The organism is Lelliottia sp. RD5, assembly GCF_056032945.1.
The window spans coordinates 64,513-84,787 of the sequence record NZ_JBVYHQ010000005.1 but is presented as its reverse complement, the minus strand read 5'-3'; the positions used below and the strand labels follow the sequence as shown (position 1 = coordinate 84,787).

At 56.5% G+C, this 20,275-nt stretch carries 16 protein-coding genes; 11 read left to right on the top strand and 5 right to left on the bottom strand.

Annotated features, from left to right (window positions below; translation table 11 throughout):
• Positions 1-32: 32 nt before the first annotated feature.
• Positions 33-2,315 (bottom strand): ATP-binding protein, encoded by a 2,283-nt coding sequence (locus AC0LWE_RS16050; RefSeq protein WP_219347156.1) that lies wholly within the window; start codon positions 2,313-2,315, stop codon positions 33-35.
• 538 nt (positions 2,316-2,853) lie between these two features.
• Between AC0LWE_RS16050 and AC0LWE_RS16045 the strand changes: the two genes are divergently transcribed.
• The 6 genes from AC0LWE_RS16045 to AC0LWE_RS16020 all read left to right on the top strand — a co-directional run bounded on the left by AC0LWE_RS16045 (position 2,854) and on the right by AC0LWE_RS16020 (position 9,173).
• Entirely contained in the window at positions 2,854-4,374 is a 1,521-nt protein-coding gene (locus AC0LWE_RS16045; protein ID WP_131486853.1) for a sugar ABC transporter ATP-binding protein, read from the top strand.
• On the top strand, positions 4,371-5,366 hold the full coding sequence (locus tag AC0LWE_RS16040; protein WP_059179874.1) for an ABC transporter permease subunit: 996 nt from the start codon (positions 4,371-4,373) through the stop codon (positions 5,364-5,366). The genes AC0LWE_RS16045 and AC0LWE_RS16040 overlap by 4 nt, the downstream gene beginning before the upstream one ends.
• Before the next feature lie 29 nt (positions 5,367-5,395).
• Positions 5,396-6,337, top strand: a complete 942-nt coding sequence (locus AC0LWE_RS16035) for an ABC transporter substrate-binding protein (protein ID WP_059179873.1) — start codon at positions 5,396-5,398, stop codon at positions 6,335-6,337.
• A gap of 274 nt (positions 6,338-6,611) precedes the next feature.
• A complete protein-coding gene (locus AC0LWE_RS16030) occupies positions 6,612-7,298 on the top strand; it encodes a D-lyxose/D-mannose isomerase (protein ID WP_216980607.1) in 687 nt (228 codons plus the stop codon).
• Positions 7,299-7,308: 10 nt separating this feature from the next.
• Positions 7,309-8,169 carry a ketose 1,6-bisphosphate aldolase gene (locus AC0LWE_RS16025; RefSeq protein ID WP_202694636.1) on the top strand — a complete coding sequence of 287 codons (861 nt, stop codon included), beginning with the start codon at positions 7,309-7,311 and terminating at the stop codon, positions 8,167-8,169.
• Complete coding sequence (locus tag AC0LWE_RS16020; protein ID WP_219347162.1) at positions 8,169-9,173, top strand: carbohydrate kinase family protein; 1,005 nt, start codon at positions 8,169-8,171, stop codon at positions 9,171-9,173. Before AC0LWE_RS16025 ends, AC0LWE_RS16020 begins: the two co-directional genes overlap by 1 nt.
• On the opposite strand, the gene AC0LWE_RS16015 is transcribed toward AC0LWE_RS16020, so the two are convergent.
• Positions 9,170-9,901 carry a response regulator gene (locus tag AC0LWE_RS16015; RefSeq protein ID WP_059179869.1) on the bottom strand — a complete coding sequence of 244 codons (732 nt, stop codon included), beginning with the start codon at positions 9,899-9,901 and terminating at the stop codon, positions 9,170-9,172. The two genes, AC0LWE_RS16020 and AC0LWE_RS16015, sit on opposite strands and share 4 nt — an antisense overlap.
• A 255-nt stretch (positions 9,902-10,156) precedes the next feature.
• Here AC0LWE_RS16015 and fdhF point away from each other — a divergent pair, with 255 nt between their 5' ends.
• Both fdhF and AC0LWE_RS16005 read left to right on the top strand, forming a co-directional pair.
• Positions 10,157-12,304, top strand: a complete 2,148-nt coding sequence (fdhF, locus tag AC0LWE_RS16010; protein WP_219347163.1) for a formate dehydrogenase subunit alpha — start codon at positions 10,157-10,159, stop codon at positions 12,302-12,304.
• 225 nt (positions 12,305-12,529) lie between these two features.
• The gene (locus AC0LWE_RS16005; RefSeq protein WP_131486849.1) at positions 12,530-13,204 is read left to right on the top strand and encodes a tetratricopeptide repeat protein; all 675 of its coding nucleotides are present in this window, start codon (positions 12,530-12,532) and stop codon (positions 13,202-13,204) included.
• 39 nt (positions 13,205-13,243) lie between these two features.
• On the opposite strand, the gene gltP is transcribed toward AC0LWE_RS16005, so the two are convergent.
• The gene (gltP, locus tag AC0LWE_RS16000; RefSeq protein WP_059179866.1) at positions 13,244-14,557 is read right to left on the bottom strand and encodes a glutamate/aspartate:proton symporter GltP; all 1,314 of its coding nucleotides are present in this window, start codon (positions 14,555-14,557) and stop codon (positions 13,244-13,246) included.
• Between the two features lie 417 nt (positions 14,558-14,974).
• On the opposite strand from gltP, the gene acs reads away from it, so the two are divergent.
• The 3 genes from acs (at position 14,975) to actP (ending at position 19,084) form a co-directional block, all read left to right on the top strand.
• Positions 14,975-16,933 (top strand): acetate--CoA ligase, encoded by a 1,959-nt coding sequence (acs, locus tag AC0LWE_RS15995; RefSeq protein ID WP_059179865.1) that lies wholly within the window; start codon positions 14,975-14,977, stop codon positions 16,931-16,933.
• Between the two features lie 190 nt (positions 16,934-17,123).
• Entirely contained in the window at positions 17,124-17,438 is a 315-nt protein-coding gene (locus tag AC0LWE_RS15990) for a DUF485 domain-containing protein (RefSeq protein WP_059179864.1), read from the top strand.
• On the top strand, positions 17,435-19,084 hold the full coding sequence (actP, locus tag AC0LWE_RS15985) for a cation/acetate symporter ActP (protein WP_131486847.1): 1,650 nt from the start codon (positions 17,435-17,437) through the stop codon (positions 19,082-19,084). Before AC0LWE_RS15990 ends, actP begins: the two co-directional genes overlap by 4 nt.
• 36 nt (positions 19,085-19,120) lie before the next feature.
• On the opposite strand, the gene AC0LWE_RS15980 is transcribed toward actP, so the two are convergent.
• Both AC0LWE_RS15980 and AC0LWE_RS15975 read right to left on the bottom strand, forming a co-directional pair.
• Positions 19,121-19,810 carry an LrgB family protein gene (locus AC0LWE_RS15980; RefSeq protein ID WP_174342755.1) on the bottom strand — a complete coding sequence of 230 codons (690 nt, stop codon included), beginning with the start codon at positions 19,808-19,810 and terminating at the stop codon, positions 19,121-19,123.
• The gene (locus tag AC0LWE_RS15975) at positions 19,803-20,213 is read right to left on the bottom strand and encodes a CidA/LrgA family protein (protein WP_059179861.1); all 411 of its coding nucleotides are present in this window, start codon (positions 20,211-20,213) and stop codon (positions 19,803-19,805) included. Before AC0LWE_RS15975 ends, AC0LWE_RS15980 begins: the two co-directional genes overlap by 8 nt.
• Positions 20,214-20,275 lie beyond the last annotated feature (62 nt).

The window sequence follows — 20,275 nt, the reverse complement described above, 5'->3', positions numbered from 1 at the left end:
AGGAGCTTAAATCTGAAAATAGCGGAGGAATCTCAAATTTTCATCGCTTTGCGCAGCGCCTGCGCCAGCTGCGCGCGCGTGAACGGTTTGCGCAATAACTCAACGTCCGGCAACTGCGGATTGTGCGTGGGACGCAAATCCTGGCCGCTCACCATAAGTACCGGAAGAAGCGGGAAATGCGTGCGCACGTGATGAATCACCTCAGCCCCGCTCATGCCGCCCGGCAACATTAAGTCGCTGATAAACATTTCGATATCGGGCGAAGATCCCAGCATTCTCAGCGCCTGTTCGCCGTTTTCAGCTTCCAGCGTTAAATAGCCAAGCTGATGCAGCTGCTCGCACAGCGTCTGGCGCACGTCCGCTTCATCCTCCAGGACCAACACCAGCCGATCGCTTTGCGGTGCCTCGTTGGCCGCCAGCGTTTCGTCCTCAATCATCACCTGCTGTAAAGAGCGCGGAAGCTGGAGCCGCACGGTCGTGCCCTGCCCCGGCGCGCTTTCGATTTCCACGCGCCCGCCGGACTGGCGCACGAACCCGTAGACCATCGACAGGCCCAGTCCGCTGCCGCTGCCGGTCTGTTTGGTGGTGAAGAACGGTTCAAATACCCGCGATTTCACCTCCTGCGACATGCCGCTGCCGTGATCGATGACCTCCAGCGCCACCATATCCTGTCGGCGTCCATCGCTGCGGGTAACACGCTGATTCCATGTGCGGATCCGAATAATGCCGCCCTCGCCTTCCATCGCATCGCGGGCGTTCATCACCAGATTGATAATGGCGTTTTCCAGCTGGCTGACGTCAATCCACGCGGGCCATGCGGGGTGCTGCGCCTCAATATCCAGCGTGATGGTGGCAGGCAAAGAGTGGCACATCAATTCGCCGAGATTTTCCAGCAGCGGTTTCATCTCGACCGCATGCGGATGTAGGGACTGTTTGCGCGAAAAGGCCAGCAGGCGCTGCGTGAGCAACGCCCCGCGCTCGGCGGCTTTGAGCGCACGGGTGATGCGCGGCGCGTCCGGCGAGTCGGGATTTGCCAGCTCAAGGCTGCCGATAATCACCGCCAGCAGATTGTTAAAATCATGCGCCAGCCCGCCCGTGAGCTGGCCGACGGCTTTCATTTTTTGGCTGTGCAGCAGGGCTTCTTCCAGCCCCTGGCGCTCCAGCCTGTCGATTTCCATCTGCGTGGTTTTTTGTTTCAGCAGCCGTGTAGTGTGCTCAAGCGAGGCGGTGTTGCGGGCAAATACGTTGAACGCGCGCGCCAGTTCGCCCAGCTCATCACGCCGCTGTAGCGCAGGCACCGACACATCCGGCTCGCCGTGCGCCAGCCGCGACATCGCGCGTGAAATCGCCGTCAGGTTAGAGCCTAAATTGCGATAGATATACCAGCATGCAAAACCGGTGATGATCAGCGCCAGCAGCGCAAAAACGCTGATGAACACGCTGATCGAGCGCAGCTCTTTATGGCTCTGTGCGGTGCGTAATTCCGACGCCTGCGCCACCTGCGCCACGTACTGATTGATATCGCTGTTTAAAATCGCCACCAGCGCTTTGATGTGAAACATATACCAGCTGATCGCCAGATCGCTCTCTTCAAGCTGCTTTGATAGCGGTGCGAGCTTGCGCAGCTCGGCGTTAAAATCCGGCAGCACAAAATCAATAACCGGCAGCGTAGCCGACTGCGGCAGAGAGGCCATCACAGCATTCAGCTGCTGGATAGTGGCGCGCGGCGACGGGGTTTCAATGGCAGCCATCAGCAGCCGGTCCATCTCGCCAAGCAGCTGTGCATCGGGCACATCGCCGCCAAAGCGACGGTTAATGTCCTGCAAATGGCGCAAAAAGCTTTGGCTCTGATAAAGCGAACTCAGCAGCTCGTTGCGTTCCAGGTGACGGCGCTGTCCGCGCTCCAGCATCCCGGTCACGCTTTGCTGTAATTCATTGCTGCGGCGAATGATTCGCGCCACCAGCGCCGGTTCCTGCTTCGCCAGCGGCGCATCGGCGAGTTGTTCCAGCGAGCGGCGCAGCGCCATTTGCGTTTGCTTGAGCCGGTCGGCTTCGCTTTTGTACTCCAGCGCCCCCACCACCTGAGACAAGCGCACCGCCGCCGTCGCCACATTCGCGGTGTCGCGTGCCAGATTCATGCTGCCGGTCATGTCGTTAAGCGTTTGCTGCTGGACCTGCTCCTGAATCTGGCTGGCATGACGAAAACCGAGCACCGCCACGCCGCTGACCATCAGCGTCACCGCGACCACCAGCAGATTAAAAATCAGCAGGCGGCCACGGGCGCTGGCAAAAAAAGGCGGGCGGCGAGATGGCATGTTTGTTGGCTCCAGTGTGGTTTGATGCCCTCACCCCGGCCCTCTCCCACAGGGAGAGGGGGGAAGAGCAAATCTTCCGCTCATGAGGCAGGGCGTAATGTGCGTCTTTTCCCCAGAATGCTCCCCAAAGGACCGAGGGTATGGCTTTCTCCCTCTCCCACAGGGAGAGGGGGAAGAGCAAATCTTCCGCCCATGAGGCAGGGCGTTATGTACGTCTTTTCCCCAGAACACTCCCCAAAGGATCGAGGGTATGGTTTTCTCCCTCTCTCTCAGGGAGAGGGGGAAGAGCAAATCTTCCGCCCATGAGGCAGGGCGTTATGTGCGTCTTTTCCCCAGAATGCTCCCCAAAGGATCGAGGGCTTGTTTTTCTCCCTCTCCCTTAGGGAGAGGGCTGAGGTGAGGGTAAAAGGTCATCACAGCCCTAAACTGTGATCCACATTAACTATTCATAACTATGACAAATATGAACGGCTTCTGACATTTTGCATTTACCGGGATGTGATGGACTGCTGATATCGACCTTCACAGGAGATCCGCCATGAGCAGGACCCCGGTATTAGAGATGCGCAATATTGCCAAAACCTTTGGCAACTTCCACGCGCTCAAGGGTGTGGATCTGACGGTCTGGCCCGGTGAGATCCACGCGTTAATGGGCGAAAACGGCGCGGGCAAAAGCACGCTGATGAAGATCCTCGCGGGGGCATATATCGCCACCAGCGGCGAGATCCTGATCGACGGCCAGCCCTACACCATCAAAGGCCCAAAAGACGCGCTGGCAGCGGGAATCACGCTGATTTACCAGGAGATGCAGCTCGCGCCAAATCTCACCGTTGCGGAGAATATTTTCCTCGGCAGCGAGCTGTCACGCGGCGGACTGGTGCAGCGTAAAGAGATGGCCGCGCAGGCGCAGACGGTCATCGACCGGCTTGGCGCGCATTTTAAATCCACCGATTTGGTCATGAAGCTCACCATTGCCGAGCAGCAGCAGGTGGAAATCGCCCGCGCGCTGCACCGTAAAAGCCGCGTGCTGGTGATGGATGAACCGACCGCCGCCCTCTCATCGCGTGAAACCCATCGCCTGTTTGAACTGATTTTGCGCCTGCGCGATGAGGGGATGGCAATCATCTACATCAGCCATCGCATGGCGGAAGTGTATGAGCTTTCTGACCGCGTGAGCGTCCTGCGTGACGGGCAGTACGTCGGCAGCCTGACGCGCGACAAACTGAATGCCTCCGAGCTGGTGCGCATGATGGTGGGCCGTCCGCTCAGCGATCTGTTCAACAAAGAGCGCGATATCCCGCTGGGTGGTCCGCGTCTCAACGTGCATCACCTGACGGATGGCAAAAAAGTCCAGCCGTGCAGCCTGCAGGTACGTTCCGGCGAGATCGTCGGGCTGGCCGGGCTGGTCGGCGCCGGGCGTTCTGAGTTGGCCCATCTGATTTTTGGCGTACGTAAAGCCACGGGCGGCATGATTGAGGTCGACGGCGAACCGGTGGTGATTCACTCCCCGCGCGCCGCCATCGATCAGGGTATTGGTTATCTGACCGAGAACCGCAAAGAGCAGGGTCTGTTCCTGGAACTGGCGGCGCAGGAAAACATCACCATGGCGACGCTTGAGCGCGACGCCTCCTTCGGCATGCTGAACCGCAAAAAAGCGCAGTCCATTTCCGATGACGCCATCGCCCTGCTCAACATCCGCGTGCCGCATTCGCAGGTACGCGCGGGCGGATTATCGGGGGGCAATCAGCAAAAATTGTTGATCTCCCGCTGGGTAGCGATTGGCCCACGCATTCTGATTCTGGATGAGCCGACGCGCGGCGTGGACGTCGGCGCGAAAAGCGAGATTTATCGCATCATGAATCAGATGGCGCGCAAAGGGGTGGCGATTTTGATGATCTCCAGCGAGCTGCCGGAAGTGGTCGGAATGAGCGACCGCGTATACGTGATGCGCGAAGGCAGCATTGCCGGCGAACTGCACGGCGAAAGCATTACTCAGGAAAATATCATGACGCTGGCAACCGGCGTGAACGACTCTCATCATCAGGCGGTGCAACCATGACACAAACTCCTACTCCGCAACAGGTGGCGAAATCCGCCTCCGCCAAAAAAATGCTGATGAGCGATCTGATGCAAACGGTCGGGATTTTACCGATTTTGATTTTGATCGTGGCGGTATTTGGTTTTATCGCCCCTAACTTCTTCACCGAAAGCAACCTGCTGAATATCACCCGTCAGGCGTCGATCAACATCGTGCTGGCGGCGGGCATGACGTTCATCATTTTGACCGGCGGGATCGACCTCTCGGTGGGGTCCATTCTGGGCACTACGGCAGTGGCGGCGATGGTGGTGTCGCTAATCCCTGAGTTCGCGATGCTCTCGATTCCGGCAGCGTTAATGCTCGGCATGGTTCTGGGGCTGTTCAACGGCGCGCTGGTGGCGTTTGCCGGATTGCCGCCGTTTATCGTCACGCTCGGCACCTATACGGCGCTGCGCGGCGCGGCCTATCTGCTGGCCGATGGCACCACGGTGATTAACTCCAATATCAGCTTTGAATGGATCGGCAATAACTATCTTGGCCCGGTTCCGTGGCTCGTGGTCATCGCCCTGGCAGTGATCGCGGTGTGCTGGTTTATTCTGCGCCGCACCACGCTTGGCGTTCATATCTATGCGGTTGGCGGCAATATGCAGGCGGCGCGCCTGACCGGTATCAAAGTGTGGCTGGTGCTGCTGTTTGTGTACGGCATGAGCGGCCTGCTGTCCGGTCTGGGCGGCGTGATGAGCGCCTCGCGCCTCTACAGCGCTAACGGCAATTTAGGCATGGGATACGAGCTGGACGCTATCGCGGCGGTGATCCTCGGCGGCACCAGCTTTGTGGGCGGGATCGGCACGATCACCGGCACGCTGGTGGGCGCGCTGATTATCGCCACGCTGAACAACGGCATGACGCTGATGGGCGTTTCGTACTTCTGGCAACTGGTGATCAAAGGGGCGGTGATCATCATTGCGGTTCTGATCGACAAATACCGTACCCGACATCATCAAAGTGCATAACAACAACATCTTACCTTGAGGACTACCCTATGCGTTTGAAGCCATTAGTTACCGCGCTCTGTGCTGGCGCACTGCTGGCCTCCGCTCCGTTTGCGCAGGCAAAAGATCTGAAATCTATCGGCGTGACGGTGGGCGATTTGGCCAACCCGTTCTTTGTGCAGATCACCAAAGGTGCAGAGCTGGAAGCGCGCAAACTGGCCGGTGATAACGTCAAAGTGACGCTGGTGTCCAGCGGCTACGATCTGGGCCAGCAGGTGGCGCAGATTGACAACTTTATCGCTGCAAAAGTGGACATGATCATCCTGAACGCTGCGGATTCCAAAGGGATCGGCCCGGCGGTGAAACGCGCGAAAGACGCCGGGATCGTGGTGGTGGCGGTTGACGTGGCGGCTGAAGGGGCCGACGCAACAATCACTTCCGATAACACCCAGGCGGGTGAAATGGCCTGTAAATACATTACCGATCGCCTGAAAGGCAAAGGCGATGTGGTGATCATCAACGGACCGCCGGTGTCTGCGGTGCAAAACCGTGTCGAAGGGTGCCAGACCGAGTTTAAGCGCCATCCGGGGATCAAGGTGCTGTCGTATAACCAGAACGCCAAAGGCAGTCGTGAAGGCGGCCTGGAAGTGATGACCGCATTGCTGGCAGCGAATCCGAAGATCGACGGCGTGTTTGCGATTAACGATCCGACGGCGATCGGTGCCGATCTGGCGGCAAAACAGGCTCAGCGCAACGAATTCTTTATCGTCGGCGTGGATGGTTCACCGGATGGTGAAGAGGCGCTGAAGCGTGAGAATTCGCTGTTTGTTGCGACGCCAGCGCAGGATCCGCAGGTGATGGCGGCCAAAGCGGTTGAGATTGGCTACGACATTTTACAGGGCAAACCTGCGCCAAAAGAACCCGTGCTGATTCCGGTCACGATGATCGATAAGAAGAGCGTCGCTAACTATAAAGGCTGGACGGTTAAATAAGGTTGGTGCGGTCTGATGCCCTCACCCTACCCCTCTCCCACAGGGAGAGGGAACTGATTGATGCGGTCTGATGCCTTCACCCTAACCCTCTCTCATAGGGAGAGAAGAACGGGATGGTGCAGTCTGATGCCCTCATCCTCTCCCGCAGGGAGAGAAGAACGGGATGGTGCAGTCTTTTCTTACCCACGGGGTGCGGGATTCTCTTTTCTCCCTCTCCCCTGGGGAGAGGGCCGGGGTGAGGGGCTCAGCGCGCACATTCACTCAAGGAGTTCTCATGAAACGCTCCGAGATTAATGAAATCCTCGGTCATACGCGGCAGTTTTTCTCGAAGCATGATGTGCATTTGCCGCCGTTTGCCAGCTTCCCGCCGACCCAATGGCAGCAGCTTGACCATCATGCCTGGCGCGAAGTGTTTGACCTAAAACTTGGCTGGGACGTGACGGCATTTGGCGAAAATCGGTTCGCAGAGCTTGGGCTAACGCTTTTTGCGCTGCGAAACGGTTCACCCAACGGCACACCCTATGAAAAATGCTACGCCGAAAAAATCATGCACGTTCGCGACGGCCAGGTGACGCCGATGCATTTTCACTGGCGAAAGCGCGAGGACATCATTAATCGCGGTGGCGGGAACCTGATTATAGAACTTTGGAATGCCGGCACGCATGAAGAAACGGAAGAAACCGACGTCACGGTTAGCGTTGATGGTTGCTTTCAGACGCATGCAGCGGGCAGTCAGTTGCGCCTTTCACCAGGGGAAAGCATCTGTCTGACACCGGGGCTTTATCACAGTTTTTGGGGGGAGCGGGGTTTTGGCGATGTGCTGGTTGGCGAAGTTTCATCGGTCAATGACGATGATCACGACAACCACTTTTTGCAGCCTGTCTCGCGTTACAACACTATCGAAGAAGACGAACCGGCCGTGCTGGTGCTGTGCAACGAGTACAGTCTGTTTCGTCTATAAGGAGTGAATGATGCCATTGATTTCTCTCGCCGCGGGGTTGGAACACGCCCGTGAAAACCGTTATGCGCTGGGGGCGTTTAACGTACTCGACTCCCACTTTCTGCGCGCGCTGTTCGCCGCGGCAAAACAGGAGCGCTCGCCGTTTATCATCAACATCGCCGAAGTGCATTTTAAGTATTTATCCCTCGATTCGTTAGTCGAAGCGGTGAGGTTTGAAGCCGCGCGCCATGATATTCCCGTGGTGTTGAATCTCGATCACGGCCTGCATTTTGAGGCGGTGGTGCGGGCGCTGCGCCTGGGGTTCAGCTCCGTGATGTTTGATGGCTCGACGCTGAGCTATGAAGAAAATATCCGTCAGACCCGCGAAGTGGTGAAAATGTGCCATGCGGTCGGAGTGTCGGTGGAGGCCGAGCTGGGCGCTGTGGGCGGTGACGAAGGCGGCGCGCTGTATGGTCATGCCGACGAGGCCTTTTTCACCGATCCGCAGTTGGCGCGTGAGTTTGTCGATCAGACGGGTATCGACGCGCTGGCCGTGGCTATCGGCAATGCGCACGGCAAATACAAAGGTGAGCCGAAGCTCGACTTCGCGCGTCTGGACGCGATTCGTCAGCAAACCGGCCTGCCGCTGGTGCTGCACGGTGGCTCCGGGATTAGCGATGCCGATTTCCGTCGCGCCATTGAACTCGGCATTCACAAAATCAATTTCTACACCGGTATGTCGCAGGCTGCGCTGGCTGCGGTTGAGCATCGCATCACGCATCGCCAGCCGCTTTACGATGAGTTCGCCGAACTGCTGCTCGGCATTGAAGAGGCGATTACCGACACCGTTTCTGAACAAATGCGTATTTTCGGTAGCGCGGGGCACGCGTAATGGAACGCAAAGGGATTATCGCCGCGGGCAATATGCTGGTCGATCATGTGCATCAGATCGTCCAGTGGCCGGAGCGCGGCTGGCTGGCGGAGATTATTCACAGCGAACGGGCGACCGGCGGTGCGCCGCTTAACGTCCTGCTGACGCTGGCGAAAATGCACGTCGGCTTGCCGTTGCAGGCGGTCGGTCTAATCGGCGAAGACAGCGATGGCGATTACATTATGGCGATGCTCGACCAGTACCACGTCAATCGCCAGCGGGTACAGCGCACCACGTTTGCCCCCACGTCGATGTCGCAGGTGATGACCGATCCCACTGGGCAGCGCACCTTTTTCCATTCGCCTGCCGCCAATCGCCTGCTCGATCTCCCCGCTTTTGACCGACTCGACGCGTCGATGAAGATTTTCCATCTGGGGTATCTGCTGCTGCTCGACAGCCTGGATTTGCCGGACGACGAATTCGGCACCCGCAGCGCGCGCCTGCTGGCGCAAATGCGTGAGCAAGGGTATGAAACGTCGCTCGACCTGGTGTCGCGCAAAGGCGATCCACGCTATCAGCCGCTGGTGCTCCCTGCCCTGCGTTATGTGGATTATCTGGTGATTAACGAGCTGGAAGCCGGGGAATTTAGCGGGCTGGATATGCGTAACGGTAATGACGCCCCGGATATTGACCACATCGCGCTGGCGGCGTCGCAGCTCTTAGCCGCAGGCGTCAAACAGCGCGTGGTGATTCATTGTCCCGAAGGGGCCTGGGGCGAAGCGCCGGGTGAGCCGGGCCAGTGGATTGCGTCAAAACAGCTCGAACAGGAAGAGATTATCGGCAGCGTCGGCGCGGGTGACGCGTTTTGCGCGGGTTTTTTGTATGGCTGCCACGAAGCCTGGCCGTTGACGGACAGTATTCAGCTGGCGCATGCCTGCGCGCGAGCCAACCTGTTGGCCGCGAATGCGATTGACGGGGCAAAAACGCTGGAAGAGCTTAAGACGCTAATTCACGACAACGCTTAGGCCGCTTTATCGTGGTGGGAAACGTCTGCGGCAAAGACATAGCCAAGCCCACGGATGGTTTTAATCAGCAGCGGCTGATGCGGATTGATCTCGATTTTCCGTCGCAGACGCATGATCAACACGTCGATGGTGCGGTCAAACACTTCGGCGCTTTCGCTGTGGGTCAGCTCCAGCAGCTGTTCGCGGCTTAACACCCGCCGGGCATTTTGCGCCAGCGCCAGCAACAGACCGTATTCACCCTGCGTTAAGGGCACCGTCATGCGCTGGGGATCGCTCAGCTCACAGCGCGTGGTGTCGAGCGTCCAGCCGTTAAAACCGATCCCTGAAACGCGCGGCGCAGTGGGTTCCGCCGCCAGCACGCCGGTGCGTCGCAGCACCGCTTTGACCCGCGCGACGACGACTCGCGGATTGAACGGTTTGCCGATGTAATCATCTGCGCCCATCTCCAGCCCCACCACCACATCGGATTCGCCGCCCATGCCCGTAAGCATCACCACAGGCAGCTCGGGCCGCAATTTTTGCAATTGCTGCAACACCATCAGGCCGTTGATATCCGGCAGCATCATATCCAGCAACACCAGCGCAATCGCGGGCTCACGCTGCGCCATCGCCAGCGCATCCAGCCCGTTATGACAGACATGCACGGCAAAAACGTGCTCGTTGAGCACATCCTGCAGCAGTTCACAGACCGCGGTATCGTCATCAACAACCAGAATCGCCGGTTTCATCGCATGCTTCCGTCAGGGGATTATGTTAAGTCTGACCTATTCTGCAAACGGCTCCAGCCAAATCCATGACGGCGTAACGGAATTTTAACCCATGTCACATCCATTCCCCTTCGACACGTCAATTTTGACGATTGCCTGCTCGTCGTCAGGGTTTTTGGTGCACATCGCCCGTAAAGTCAGGGCATACCCACAATAAAAACATGGCATAGAAGCTGCATAATGGGTGCGAAGAACTGATTAACTGGAGCGAGACCGATGAAAAAAGTCGTCACGGTTTGCCCCTATTGTGCCTCGGGTTGCAAGATAAACCTGGTGGTCGATAACGGCAAAATCGTTCGGGCGGAGGCTGCGCAGGGTAAGACCAATCAGGGCACGCTGTGCCTGAAAGGCTACTACGGCTGGGATTTTATTAACGATACCCAGATCCTGACCCCCCGTCTGAAAACCCCGATGATCCGCCGTACGCGCGGTGGCAAACTGGAGTCTGTCTCCTGGGACGAAGCGCTGGATTACGTCGCCAGCCGCCTGAGCGACATCAAAGCGAAGTATGGCCCGGATGCGATCCAAACCACCGGCTCATCACGCGGGACGGGGAACGAAACCAACTATGTAATGCAAAAATTCGCGCGCGCCGTTATTGGTACCAATAACGTCGATTGCTGCGCTCGCGTCTGACACGGCCCATCGGTTGCAGGTCTGCACCAGTCGGTCGGTAACGGCGCAATGAGTAATGCTATCAACGAAATAGATAACACCGATCTGGTGTTTATTTTCGGCTATAACCCGGCGGATTCACATCCGATCGTGGCGAATCACGTCATTAATGCGAAGCGCAACGGAGCGAAAATCATCGTCTGCGATCCGCGTAAAATCGAGACGGCGCGTATTGCGGATATGCATATCGCGTTAAGAAATGGCTCAAACATCGCCCTGCTCAACGCGATGGGGCATGTCATCATTGAAGAAAACCTGTACGACCAGGCGTTTGTGGCCAGCCGTACCGAAGGGTTTGAAGAGTATCGCAAGATTGTCGAAGGCTATACGCCGGAGTCGGTCGAAACGATCACGGGCGTGAGCGCGCAAGAGATTCGCCAGGCCGCGCGAATGTATGCCGCAGCAAAAACCGCGTCGATTCTGTGGGGCATGGGCGTCACCCAGTTCTATCAGGGCGTGGAAACCGTGCGCTCGCTGACAAGCCTCGCGATGCTGACCGGGAATCTTGGCAAGCCGCACGTGGGCGTCAACCCGGTGCGCGGTCAAAACAACGTTCAGGGTGCATGTGATATGGGCGCGCTGCCGGATACCTATCCAGGCTATCAGTACGTTAAGTTCCCGGAAAACCGCGCGAAATTCGCCAAAGCCTGGGGCGTTGAAAGCCTGCCTGAACATACCGGGTATCGTATCAGCGAGCTGCCGCATCGTGCGGCGCATGGCGAAGTGCGCGCGGCGTACATCATGGGCGAAGATCCGCTGCAAACCGATGCCGAGCTTTCTGCGGTGCGTAAAGGGTTTGAAGATCTCGAACTGGTGATTGTGCAGGACATCTTTATGACCAAAACCGCAGCGGCGGCGGATGTGATTTTACCGTCAACGTCATGGGGCGAGCATGAAGGGGTTTACACGGCGGCGGACCGCGGCTTCCAGCGCTTCTTTAAAGCGGTGGAGCCGAAGTGGGATCTGAAAACCGACTGGCAGATTATCAGCGAAATCGCGACCCGTATGGGCTATCCGATGCAGTACAACAACACCCAGGAAATTTGGGACGAGTTGCGCCATCTGTGTCCGGATTTCACCGGCGCCACCTACGATAAAATGGGTGAGCTGGGGTATATCCAGTGGCCGTGCCGCGACGAATCGGATGCCGATCAGGGAACGTCGTATCTCTTTAAAGAGAAATTCGATACCCCGAACGGACTGGCGCAGTTCTTCACCTGCGACTGGGTCGCGCCTGTCGATAAGCTCACCGACGAGTATCCGATGGTGCTCTCCACGGTGCGTGAAGTGGGCCACTATTCATGCCGCTCGATGACCGGTAACTGCGCGGCGCTGGCAGCGCTGGCTGACGAACCGGGCTACGCGCAGATCAACACCGCCGATGCCGCGCGACTGGGTATCGAAGATGAAGCGCTGGTGTGGGTAAGTTCACGTAAGGGCCGCATTATCACCCGTGCACAGGTCAGCGATCGCCCCAATAAAGGCGCGGTGTACATGACCTATCAATGGTGGATTGGGGCCTGTAACGAGCTGGTGACGGAAAACTTAAGCCCGATAACCAAAACGCCGGAATATAAGTATTGCGCCGTGCGCGTGGAGCCTATCGCCGATCAGCATTCTGCCGAGCAATATGTCATTGATGAATATGCGAAGCTGAAAGCCCGTTTGCGCGAAAGCGCCATGGGTTGATTCTCACGCGGCGTTCAATAATGAAATGGGATGATTTATTCATCCCATTTTTATTTCGGTTTTCTCCGTCAGAGTGAACATTCACATTCTAAAATTCATTACCCCTGTAAATATTACTCTCGCCGTAACGTTATATATTTTGCATAAAAGCTTAACGTGAGTTTTCGTTCCATTGGCCGTCTTACCCTTTATACTGCGCGATAGGTACCCCAACGATAAGAATCCATGAAACTCATTTTTATACTGTTGTCACTGTTTACCGCGTTTGCCAACGCTGACGAAATTGGCAGCCAATTTAAAGATAAAGCCGAAGCCGGTGATGCACGCGCGCAATACTACCTGGCAGACACCTGGTTCAGCTCGGGTGATGACAAGCAGGCCGGGCTGTGGGCCGAAAAGGCCGCCAGGGGCGGTGATATCGACGCCATGGCGCTGCTCGCGCAAATTCATTTTAAGCATGGCGAATATGCTCAGGCAAAATCGCTGGCGCAGCAGGCTACGCTTGCGGGCAGCAAACGTGGTGCCATCATGCTGGCGCGACTGCTGGTGAACACCCAGGCGGGACCCACTGACTATCCGCAGGCGATCACATTGCTGCAAACCGCGACGGACGATATCGATAACGATTCGGCGGTAGATGCGCAAATGCTGTTAGGCCTGATTTACGCCAACGGCGTAGAGATGGCGCAGGATGATGCCCAGGCCGAACTGTGGCTTAAACGCAGCTCAGCCCTTTCACGCACGGGATATGCGGAATACTGGGCCGGAATGGTATTCCAGCAGGGTGAAAAGGGATTCATCACGCCAAACAAACAGAAAGCGCTGTACTGGTTCAATCTGAGCTGTAGCGAAGGATTTGATACGGGCTGCGAAGAGTTTGAGGCGTTGAGCGGAGAATAAAAGGGTTCCCTCTCTCTGCTGAGAGAGGGAGAGAAAGCATTACCGATCGGCTGTCTTATCGAAACAACCTAGCACTTCCCGCTCGTACGCCATCGCTTTTTTGCGGTCGAACTGATGTTCCCACTTGGCGATCACCAGCACCGCCAGCGCATTGCCCACCACGTTTAACGCGGTACGCGCCATGTCGAGGATACGGTCAACACCCGCGATAAAGGCCAGACCTTCCAGCGGAATACCGACGCTGCCCAGCGTTGCCAGCAGGACCACAAACGACACGCCCGGCACACCTGCGATGCCTTTCGACGTCACCATCAGCGTCAGTACCAGCACGATTTCCTGCCACAGTGACAGATCGATTCCGTACAGCTGCGCGATAAAGATCGCCGCAATACTCTGATACAGCGTCGAGCCATCCAGGTTAAACGAGTACCCCGTCGGCACCACAAAACTGGTGATAGACGCCGGTGCACCGTAGGCTTCCATCTTCTCGATAATACGCGGCAGCACGCTCTCAGAGCTGGCCGTGGAGTACGCCAGAATCAGCTCCTCTTTCAGGATGCGAATCAGGATCCAGATGCGCAATCCGCAGATGCGCGCCACCAGACCCAGCACCACCAGCGCAAAGAACAGAATCGCGAAGTGTACCAAAATCACCAGCTTCGCCAGCGGCCACAGCGAGGCAAAACCGAAGTTCGCAACGGTGACAGCAATCAGCGCAAACACGCCCACCGGAGCATAACGCATCACCATATGCGTCACTTTAAACATGGTTTCGGAAATCGACCGGAACACCGTGACCAAAGGTTCGCGATGCGTGGCCGGCAAGGACGAAAGCCCCAGGCCAAACAGCACCGAGAAGAAAATAATCGGCAGCATTTCGCCCTTCGCCATCGACGCCACAATATTGGTCGGCACCAGCGAAAGAATTGTTCCCATCAGGCCATGAGCGTGGCTTTGCACTTCTGCCGTTGTGCTTTGGTATTTCGAAATATCCACCGTCGCCAGCTGCGACATATCAATTCCGGACCCAGGCTGGAACACATTCGCCAGCGTGATACCCAGAATGATGGCAACCGTAGTGATCACTTCGAAATAAAGGATGGTTTTTGCACCGATGCGGCCTAACTGCTTCGCATCGCCGACGCCTGCAATACCGACCACCAGCGTCGAAATCACAATCGGGACAACAATCATTTTGATCAGGTGAATAAAGATATCTCCGGCAGGAGACAGCATGTTCACCACCAGCCACTCGCGGCTGTCGCTATGATAATGCAGATAACTACCCAGCAAGATACCCAGCACAAGGGCGAGCAGAATTTGCCAGGCCAGGCTGATTTTCAAAATTTTCATAAAAACAGACTTCCTCAATGAAGCGTCCTGATCCAGTAATGAATAGGGACACATACTGAAAGGGTATGAATTGTGTTGCGTTGGTTTATAGGGTTTTTTAACGCGGCGTATCATTATCATCTGCATGGCCTGCTGTGCAAGCCTTATAGAACGAAGCTTTTCACTGACAAAAGGTCATATGACGCTAATTTGTAATAATTCCCATTAATAACCTTTTGTTATAAAAACGGTTTTTTTTCATTATTTGTGAATAATCATTCACCTGAATTATTTCCCTTCTAAGTGTCATTCGCTGCTTTTTCGAACTATTCAAACATTGCGTGATCTGTCGCCCAAATAACAAACAAAGCTGGCAAAGCCCCTACAATTAACGTTTTTGCGACATATTATTAACATCCTACAAGGAGAATAAAAGCCATGAGCCAAATCCATAAACACGACATTCCCGCAAATATTGCGGACCATTGCCTGATTAATCCGGAGCAGTATAAAGAGAAGTATCAGCACTCGATTTCTGATCCTGACGCCTTCTGGGGCGAGCAGGGCAAAATCCTTGACTGGATCAAGCCGTATCAGAAGGTGAAAAACACCTCTTTTGCGCCGGGTAATGTCTCCATTAAATGGTATGAAGACGGCACGCTGAATCTCGCGGCCAACTGCCTGGACAGACATCTCGCCGAGCGCGGCAACCAGACCGCCATTATCTGGGAAGGCGACGACGCCTCCCAAAGCAAGCACATCACCTATAAAGAGCTGCACCGCGACGTGTGCCGTTTCGCCAACGTCCTGCTGGCGCAAGGCATCAAAAAAGGCGATGTGGTCGCTATTTATATGCCGATGGTGCCCGAAGCGGCCGTCGCCATGCTCGCCTGCGCGCGCATCGGGGCGATCCATTCGGTGATTTTCGGTGGATTTTCGCCGGAAGCCGTTGCCGGACGCATTGTTGATTCCAATTCAAAACTGGTGATCACCGCCGATGAAGGCGTGCGCGCGGGACGCAGCATTCCGTTGAAGAAAAACGTTGATGAAGCGCTGAAAAACCCGAACGTGAAGAGCATCAGCAACGTCGTGGTCTTCAAGCGTACCGGCGGCAATGTCGAGTGGAAAGAGGGTCGCGACCTGTGGTGGAGCGACCTGATTGAACAAGCCAGCGACCAGCATCAGCCCGAAGAGATGAACGCCGAAGATCCGCTGTTTATCCTGTACACATCCGGCTCTACCGGCAAGCCGAAAGGCGTGCTACACACCACCGGCGGCTATCTGGTGTATGCGGCCTCCACCTTTAAATATGTCTTTGATTATCATCAGGGGGATATTTACTGGTGTACCGCTGACGTCGGCTGGGTCACCGGTCACAGCTATCTGCTGTACGGCCCGCTGGCCTGCGGTGCAACCACGCTGATGTTTGAAGGCGTGCCCAACTGGCCGACGCCTGCGCGTATGTGTCAGGTGGTTGATAAACATAAAGTGAATATTCTGTATACCGCACCGACGGCGATCCGCGCCCTGATGGCGGAGGGCGACAAAGCTATCGACGGCACCGATCGCTCTTCCCTGCGCATTCTCGGCTCCGTGGGCGAACCTATCAACCCGGAAGCGTGGGAATGGTACTGGAAGAAAATCGGTAACGAAAAATGCCCGGTGATCGACACCTGGTGGCAGACCGAAACGGGCGGCTTCATGATCACCCCAATGCCTGGCGCGACCCAGCTGAAAGCCGGTTCGGCAACCCATCCTTTCTTCGGCGTGCAGCCTGCGCTGGTGGATAACGAAGGGAATCCGCTGGAAGGGGCAACCGAGGGCAATCTGGTGATCACCGACTCCTGGCCGGGTCAGGCGCGTACGCTGTTTGGCGATCACGAGCGCTTTGAGCAGACCTATTTCTCGACCTTCAAAAACATGTATTTCAGCGGTGATGGCGCGCGCCGTGACGAAGACGGCTATTTCTGGATCACCGGGCGCGTGGATGACGTGCTGAACGTCTCCGGGCACCGTCTGGGGACAGCGGAAATTGAGTCGGCGCTGGTGTCGCATCCGAAGATTGCCGAAGCGGCAGTGGTGGGGATCCCGCACAACATCAAAGGCCAGGCGATTTATGCTTACGTCACGCTGAATCACGGCGAAGAGCCCACGCCTGAACTGTACACCGAAGTGCGCAACTGGGTGCGTAAAGAGATTGGCCCGCTTGCCACACCAGACGTGCTGCACTGGACCGACTCCCTGCCGAAAACCCGTTCCGGCAAAATCATGCGCCGAATTCTGCGCAAAATCGCGGCGGGTGACACCAGCAATCTGGGTGATACCTCAACGCTCGCCGATCCAGGCGTAGTGGAAAAACTGCTTGAAGAGAAGCAGGCCATCGCGATGCCATCGTAACTCCTCACCCTGCCCCTCTCCCTCACGGGAGAGGGAATAATAATAAACCCTCCCCAAAGGATTTCGCGTTGCAGGAAGGCGGCAAGCGAACACATCCCAGGAGCATAGCGAACTATGTGACTGGAATGGGTGAGTGCGGCCAACGCACCTGCAGCGTGAAAGACGCAGGGGAACTCTGGAGAGTTCTGTGATGAATGACAACATTTATCAACGGATAGAAAACAGTGCGCATTTCAAGGAGCTCGTCGAAAAACGGCAACGGTTTGCCTTCACGCTTTCTATCATCATGCTGATTATCTACGTCGGTTTTATTCTGCTGATCGCCTTTGCACCGCACTGGCTCGGTACGCCTTTGCATGCCGGAACCAGCGTGACGCGCGGCATTCCCATCGGTATCGGCGTGATTGTGATTTCATTTGTGCTGACTGGCGTGTACGTCGTACGCGCGAACGGTGAATTTGATCGCCTTAACAAAGAAGTGTTGCGTGAGGTAAAAGCACCATGAAGCGAGTCCTGACGGCGCTAGCCGCCACACTGCCCTTCGCGGCCAACGCCGCCGATGCACTCACCGGCGCGGTGGAACGCCAGCCAACCAACTGGCAGGCGATTATCATGTTCCTGATTTTCGTGCTGCTGACGCTGTATATCACCTACTGGGCGTCGAAACGCGTGCGCTCACGTAATGATTACTACACGGCGGGCGGCAATATTACCGGCTTCCAGAACGGGCTGGCGATTGCGGGTGACTTTATGTCCGCCGCGTCGTTCCTGGGGATTTCTGCGCTGGTGTATACCTCCGGCTACGACGGACTGATTTACTCGCTCGGCTTCCTCGTGGGCTGGCCGATTATTCTGTTCCTGATCGCCGAACGCCTGCGTAATCTTGGGCGCTACACCTTCGCCGACGTGGCATCTTATCGCCTGAAACAGGGACCGATCCGCACCCTGTCCGCCTGCGGTTCGCTGGTGGTCGTCGCGCTGTACCTGATCGCGCAAATGGTCGGGGCAGGCAAACTGATTCAGCTGCTGTTCGGCCTGAACTATCACATCGCCGTGGTGCTGGTGGGTGTGCTGATGGTGATGTACGTCCTGTTCGGCGGCATGCTCGCCACCACGTGGGTGCAAATCATCAAAGCGGTATTGCTGCTGTTCGGCGCAAGCTTTATGGCCTTCATGGTCATGAAACACGTGGGCTTCAGCTTCAATAATCTGTTTACCCAGGCGATGGCGGTTCACCCGAAAGGGGAAGCGATTATGAGCCCGGGCGGGCTGGTCAAAGATCCGATATCCGCCCTGTCGCTTGGTCTCGGTTTGATGTTTGGTACCGCAGGCTTGCCGCACATTCTGATGCGTTTCTTTACGGTGTCAGACGCCCGCGAAGCACGTAAAAGCGTGTTCTACGCCACCGGCTTTATGGGTTATTTCTACATCCTGACCTTTATTATCGGCTTTGGCGCGATCATGCTGGTGGGTGCGAATCCGGCGTTCAAAGATGCCGCTGGCGCGCTGATTGGCGGTAACAACATGGCGGCGGTGCATCTGGCCGATGCCGTGGGCGGTAACCTGTTCCTCGGCTTTATCTCCGCTGTCGCCTTCGCCACCATTCTGGCGGTTGTGGCGGGCCTGACGCTAGCGGGTGCATCCGCTGTTTCACACGATCTGTATGCCAACGTGTGGCGTAAAGGCGCGACGGAACGTCAGGAGCTAAAAGTCTCCAAAATCACGGTTCTGATTCTGGGCGTGGTGGCGATTCTGCTGGGTATTCTGTTCGAGAATCAGAACATCGCCTTTATGGTGGGACTGGCCTTCTCGATTGCGGCAAGCTGTAACTTCCCGATCATCCTGCTCTCGATGTACTGGTCAAAACTGACTACCCGTGGGGCGATGATTGGCGGCTGGCTGGGCCTGCTGACGGCGGTAATTCTGATGATCCTCGGCCCAACGATTTGGGTGCAGATCCTCGGTCACGAAAAAGCCATCTTCCCGTACGAATACCCGGCGCTGTTCTCGATTGCCGTGGCGTTTATTGGGATTTGGTTCTTCTCGGCCACCGATAATTCAGCCGAAGGTAAGCTGGAGCGTGAGAAATTCCGCGCCCAGTTTATCCGTTCTCAAACCGGCTTAGGCATCGATCAGGGCCGCGCGCACTGATCGACTTCTCTCCCCGGCCGCGCTGGCCGGGGAATTTTAGAACATCATCCACGCCACCAGCGGCGCTGCCAGCACCATCACCACGCCTGACAGCATCATCACCAGACTTGCGACCACGCCTTCTTGCTGACCTAGCTCATAGGATCGCGCCGTGCCTGCGCCGTGCGACGCCGCACCAAACCCGGCACCTTTCGCCATGCCTTCCCGAATCGACAAACGCAAAAACAGAATATCGCCGACCGCCATGCCAAACACGCCGGTGACAACGACAAACAGCGCCACCAGATCCGGCTGGCCGCCCAGCGGTTTTGCCGCCGCCAGCGCAAACGGCGTCGTCACCGATCGCACCGCCAGGCTGCGCTGAATTTCATCCGATAACGTAAACCAGCGCGCCAGCCAGACGGAGCTGGTGACGGCGACCACCGTCGCGGTGACCACGCCTGCGGTCAGCGACATCCAGTGACGTTTGATAATGGCGAGATTGTCGTACACGGGAACGGCAAACGCGATGGTCGCCGGGCCTAAAAGCCACAGCAGCCAGTGCGATTCGCCGATGTAATTCTGCCAGGAGATGTGGCCAAAAATAAGCATCAGCACCAGCAAAATGGGCGTGAACACCAGCGGCATCAGCGGCAATTTATGAAAGCGACGATACAGGCGCTTATTGGCAAAATAGATAACCAGCGTGGCGATAAGGCACAGCAGGCTGACCTGAAAATTAGTCATGCTTCAGCCTGCTGATTTCAAAGCGATACACTTTATCCACTACCCACGCCGTCGCGCCCAGCACCATTAACGTACTCAGCGCAATGACGGCAAAAATGCGCCAGCCATCGACCATCAGCAGTTGGGCGTAATTGACCACCGCCACCACCGCTGGCACGAAAAACAGCAGCATTTCCGCCAGTAGCCAGCTTGCGCCTGCGCGCACCCAGTTCAGCGGAATAACGCGACACACAATCAGCGTCAGCATTAACATCATGCCCACCAGATTGGCGGGCAACGGCAAATGCAGCCAGTTGACGAGGTACTCTGCGAAAACAAACACGCCAGCATACAGCCCGACCTGCACCGGAATCTGGAGTCGTTGCACAACGGCAGGCGTAACACGACTTAACGCCACGGCCATGGGGATTTCCTTGAAATGAGATGAAGCGCCAGTATAGAGACCGCACGTAACGGACTGAAATG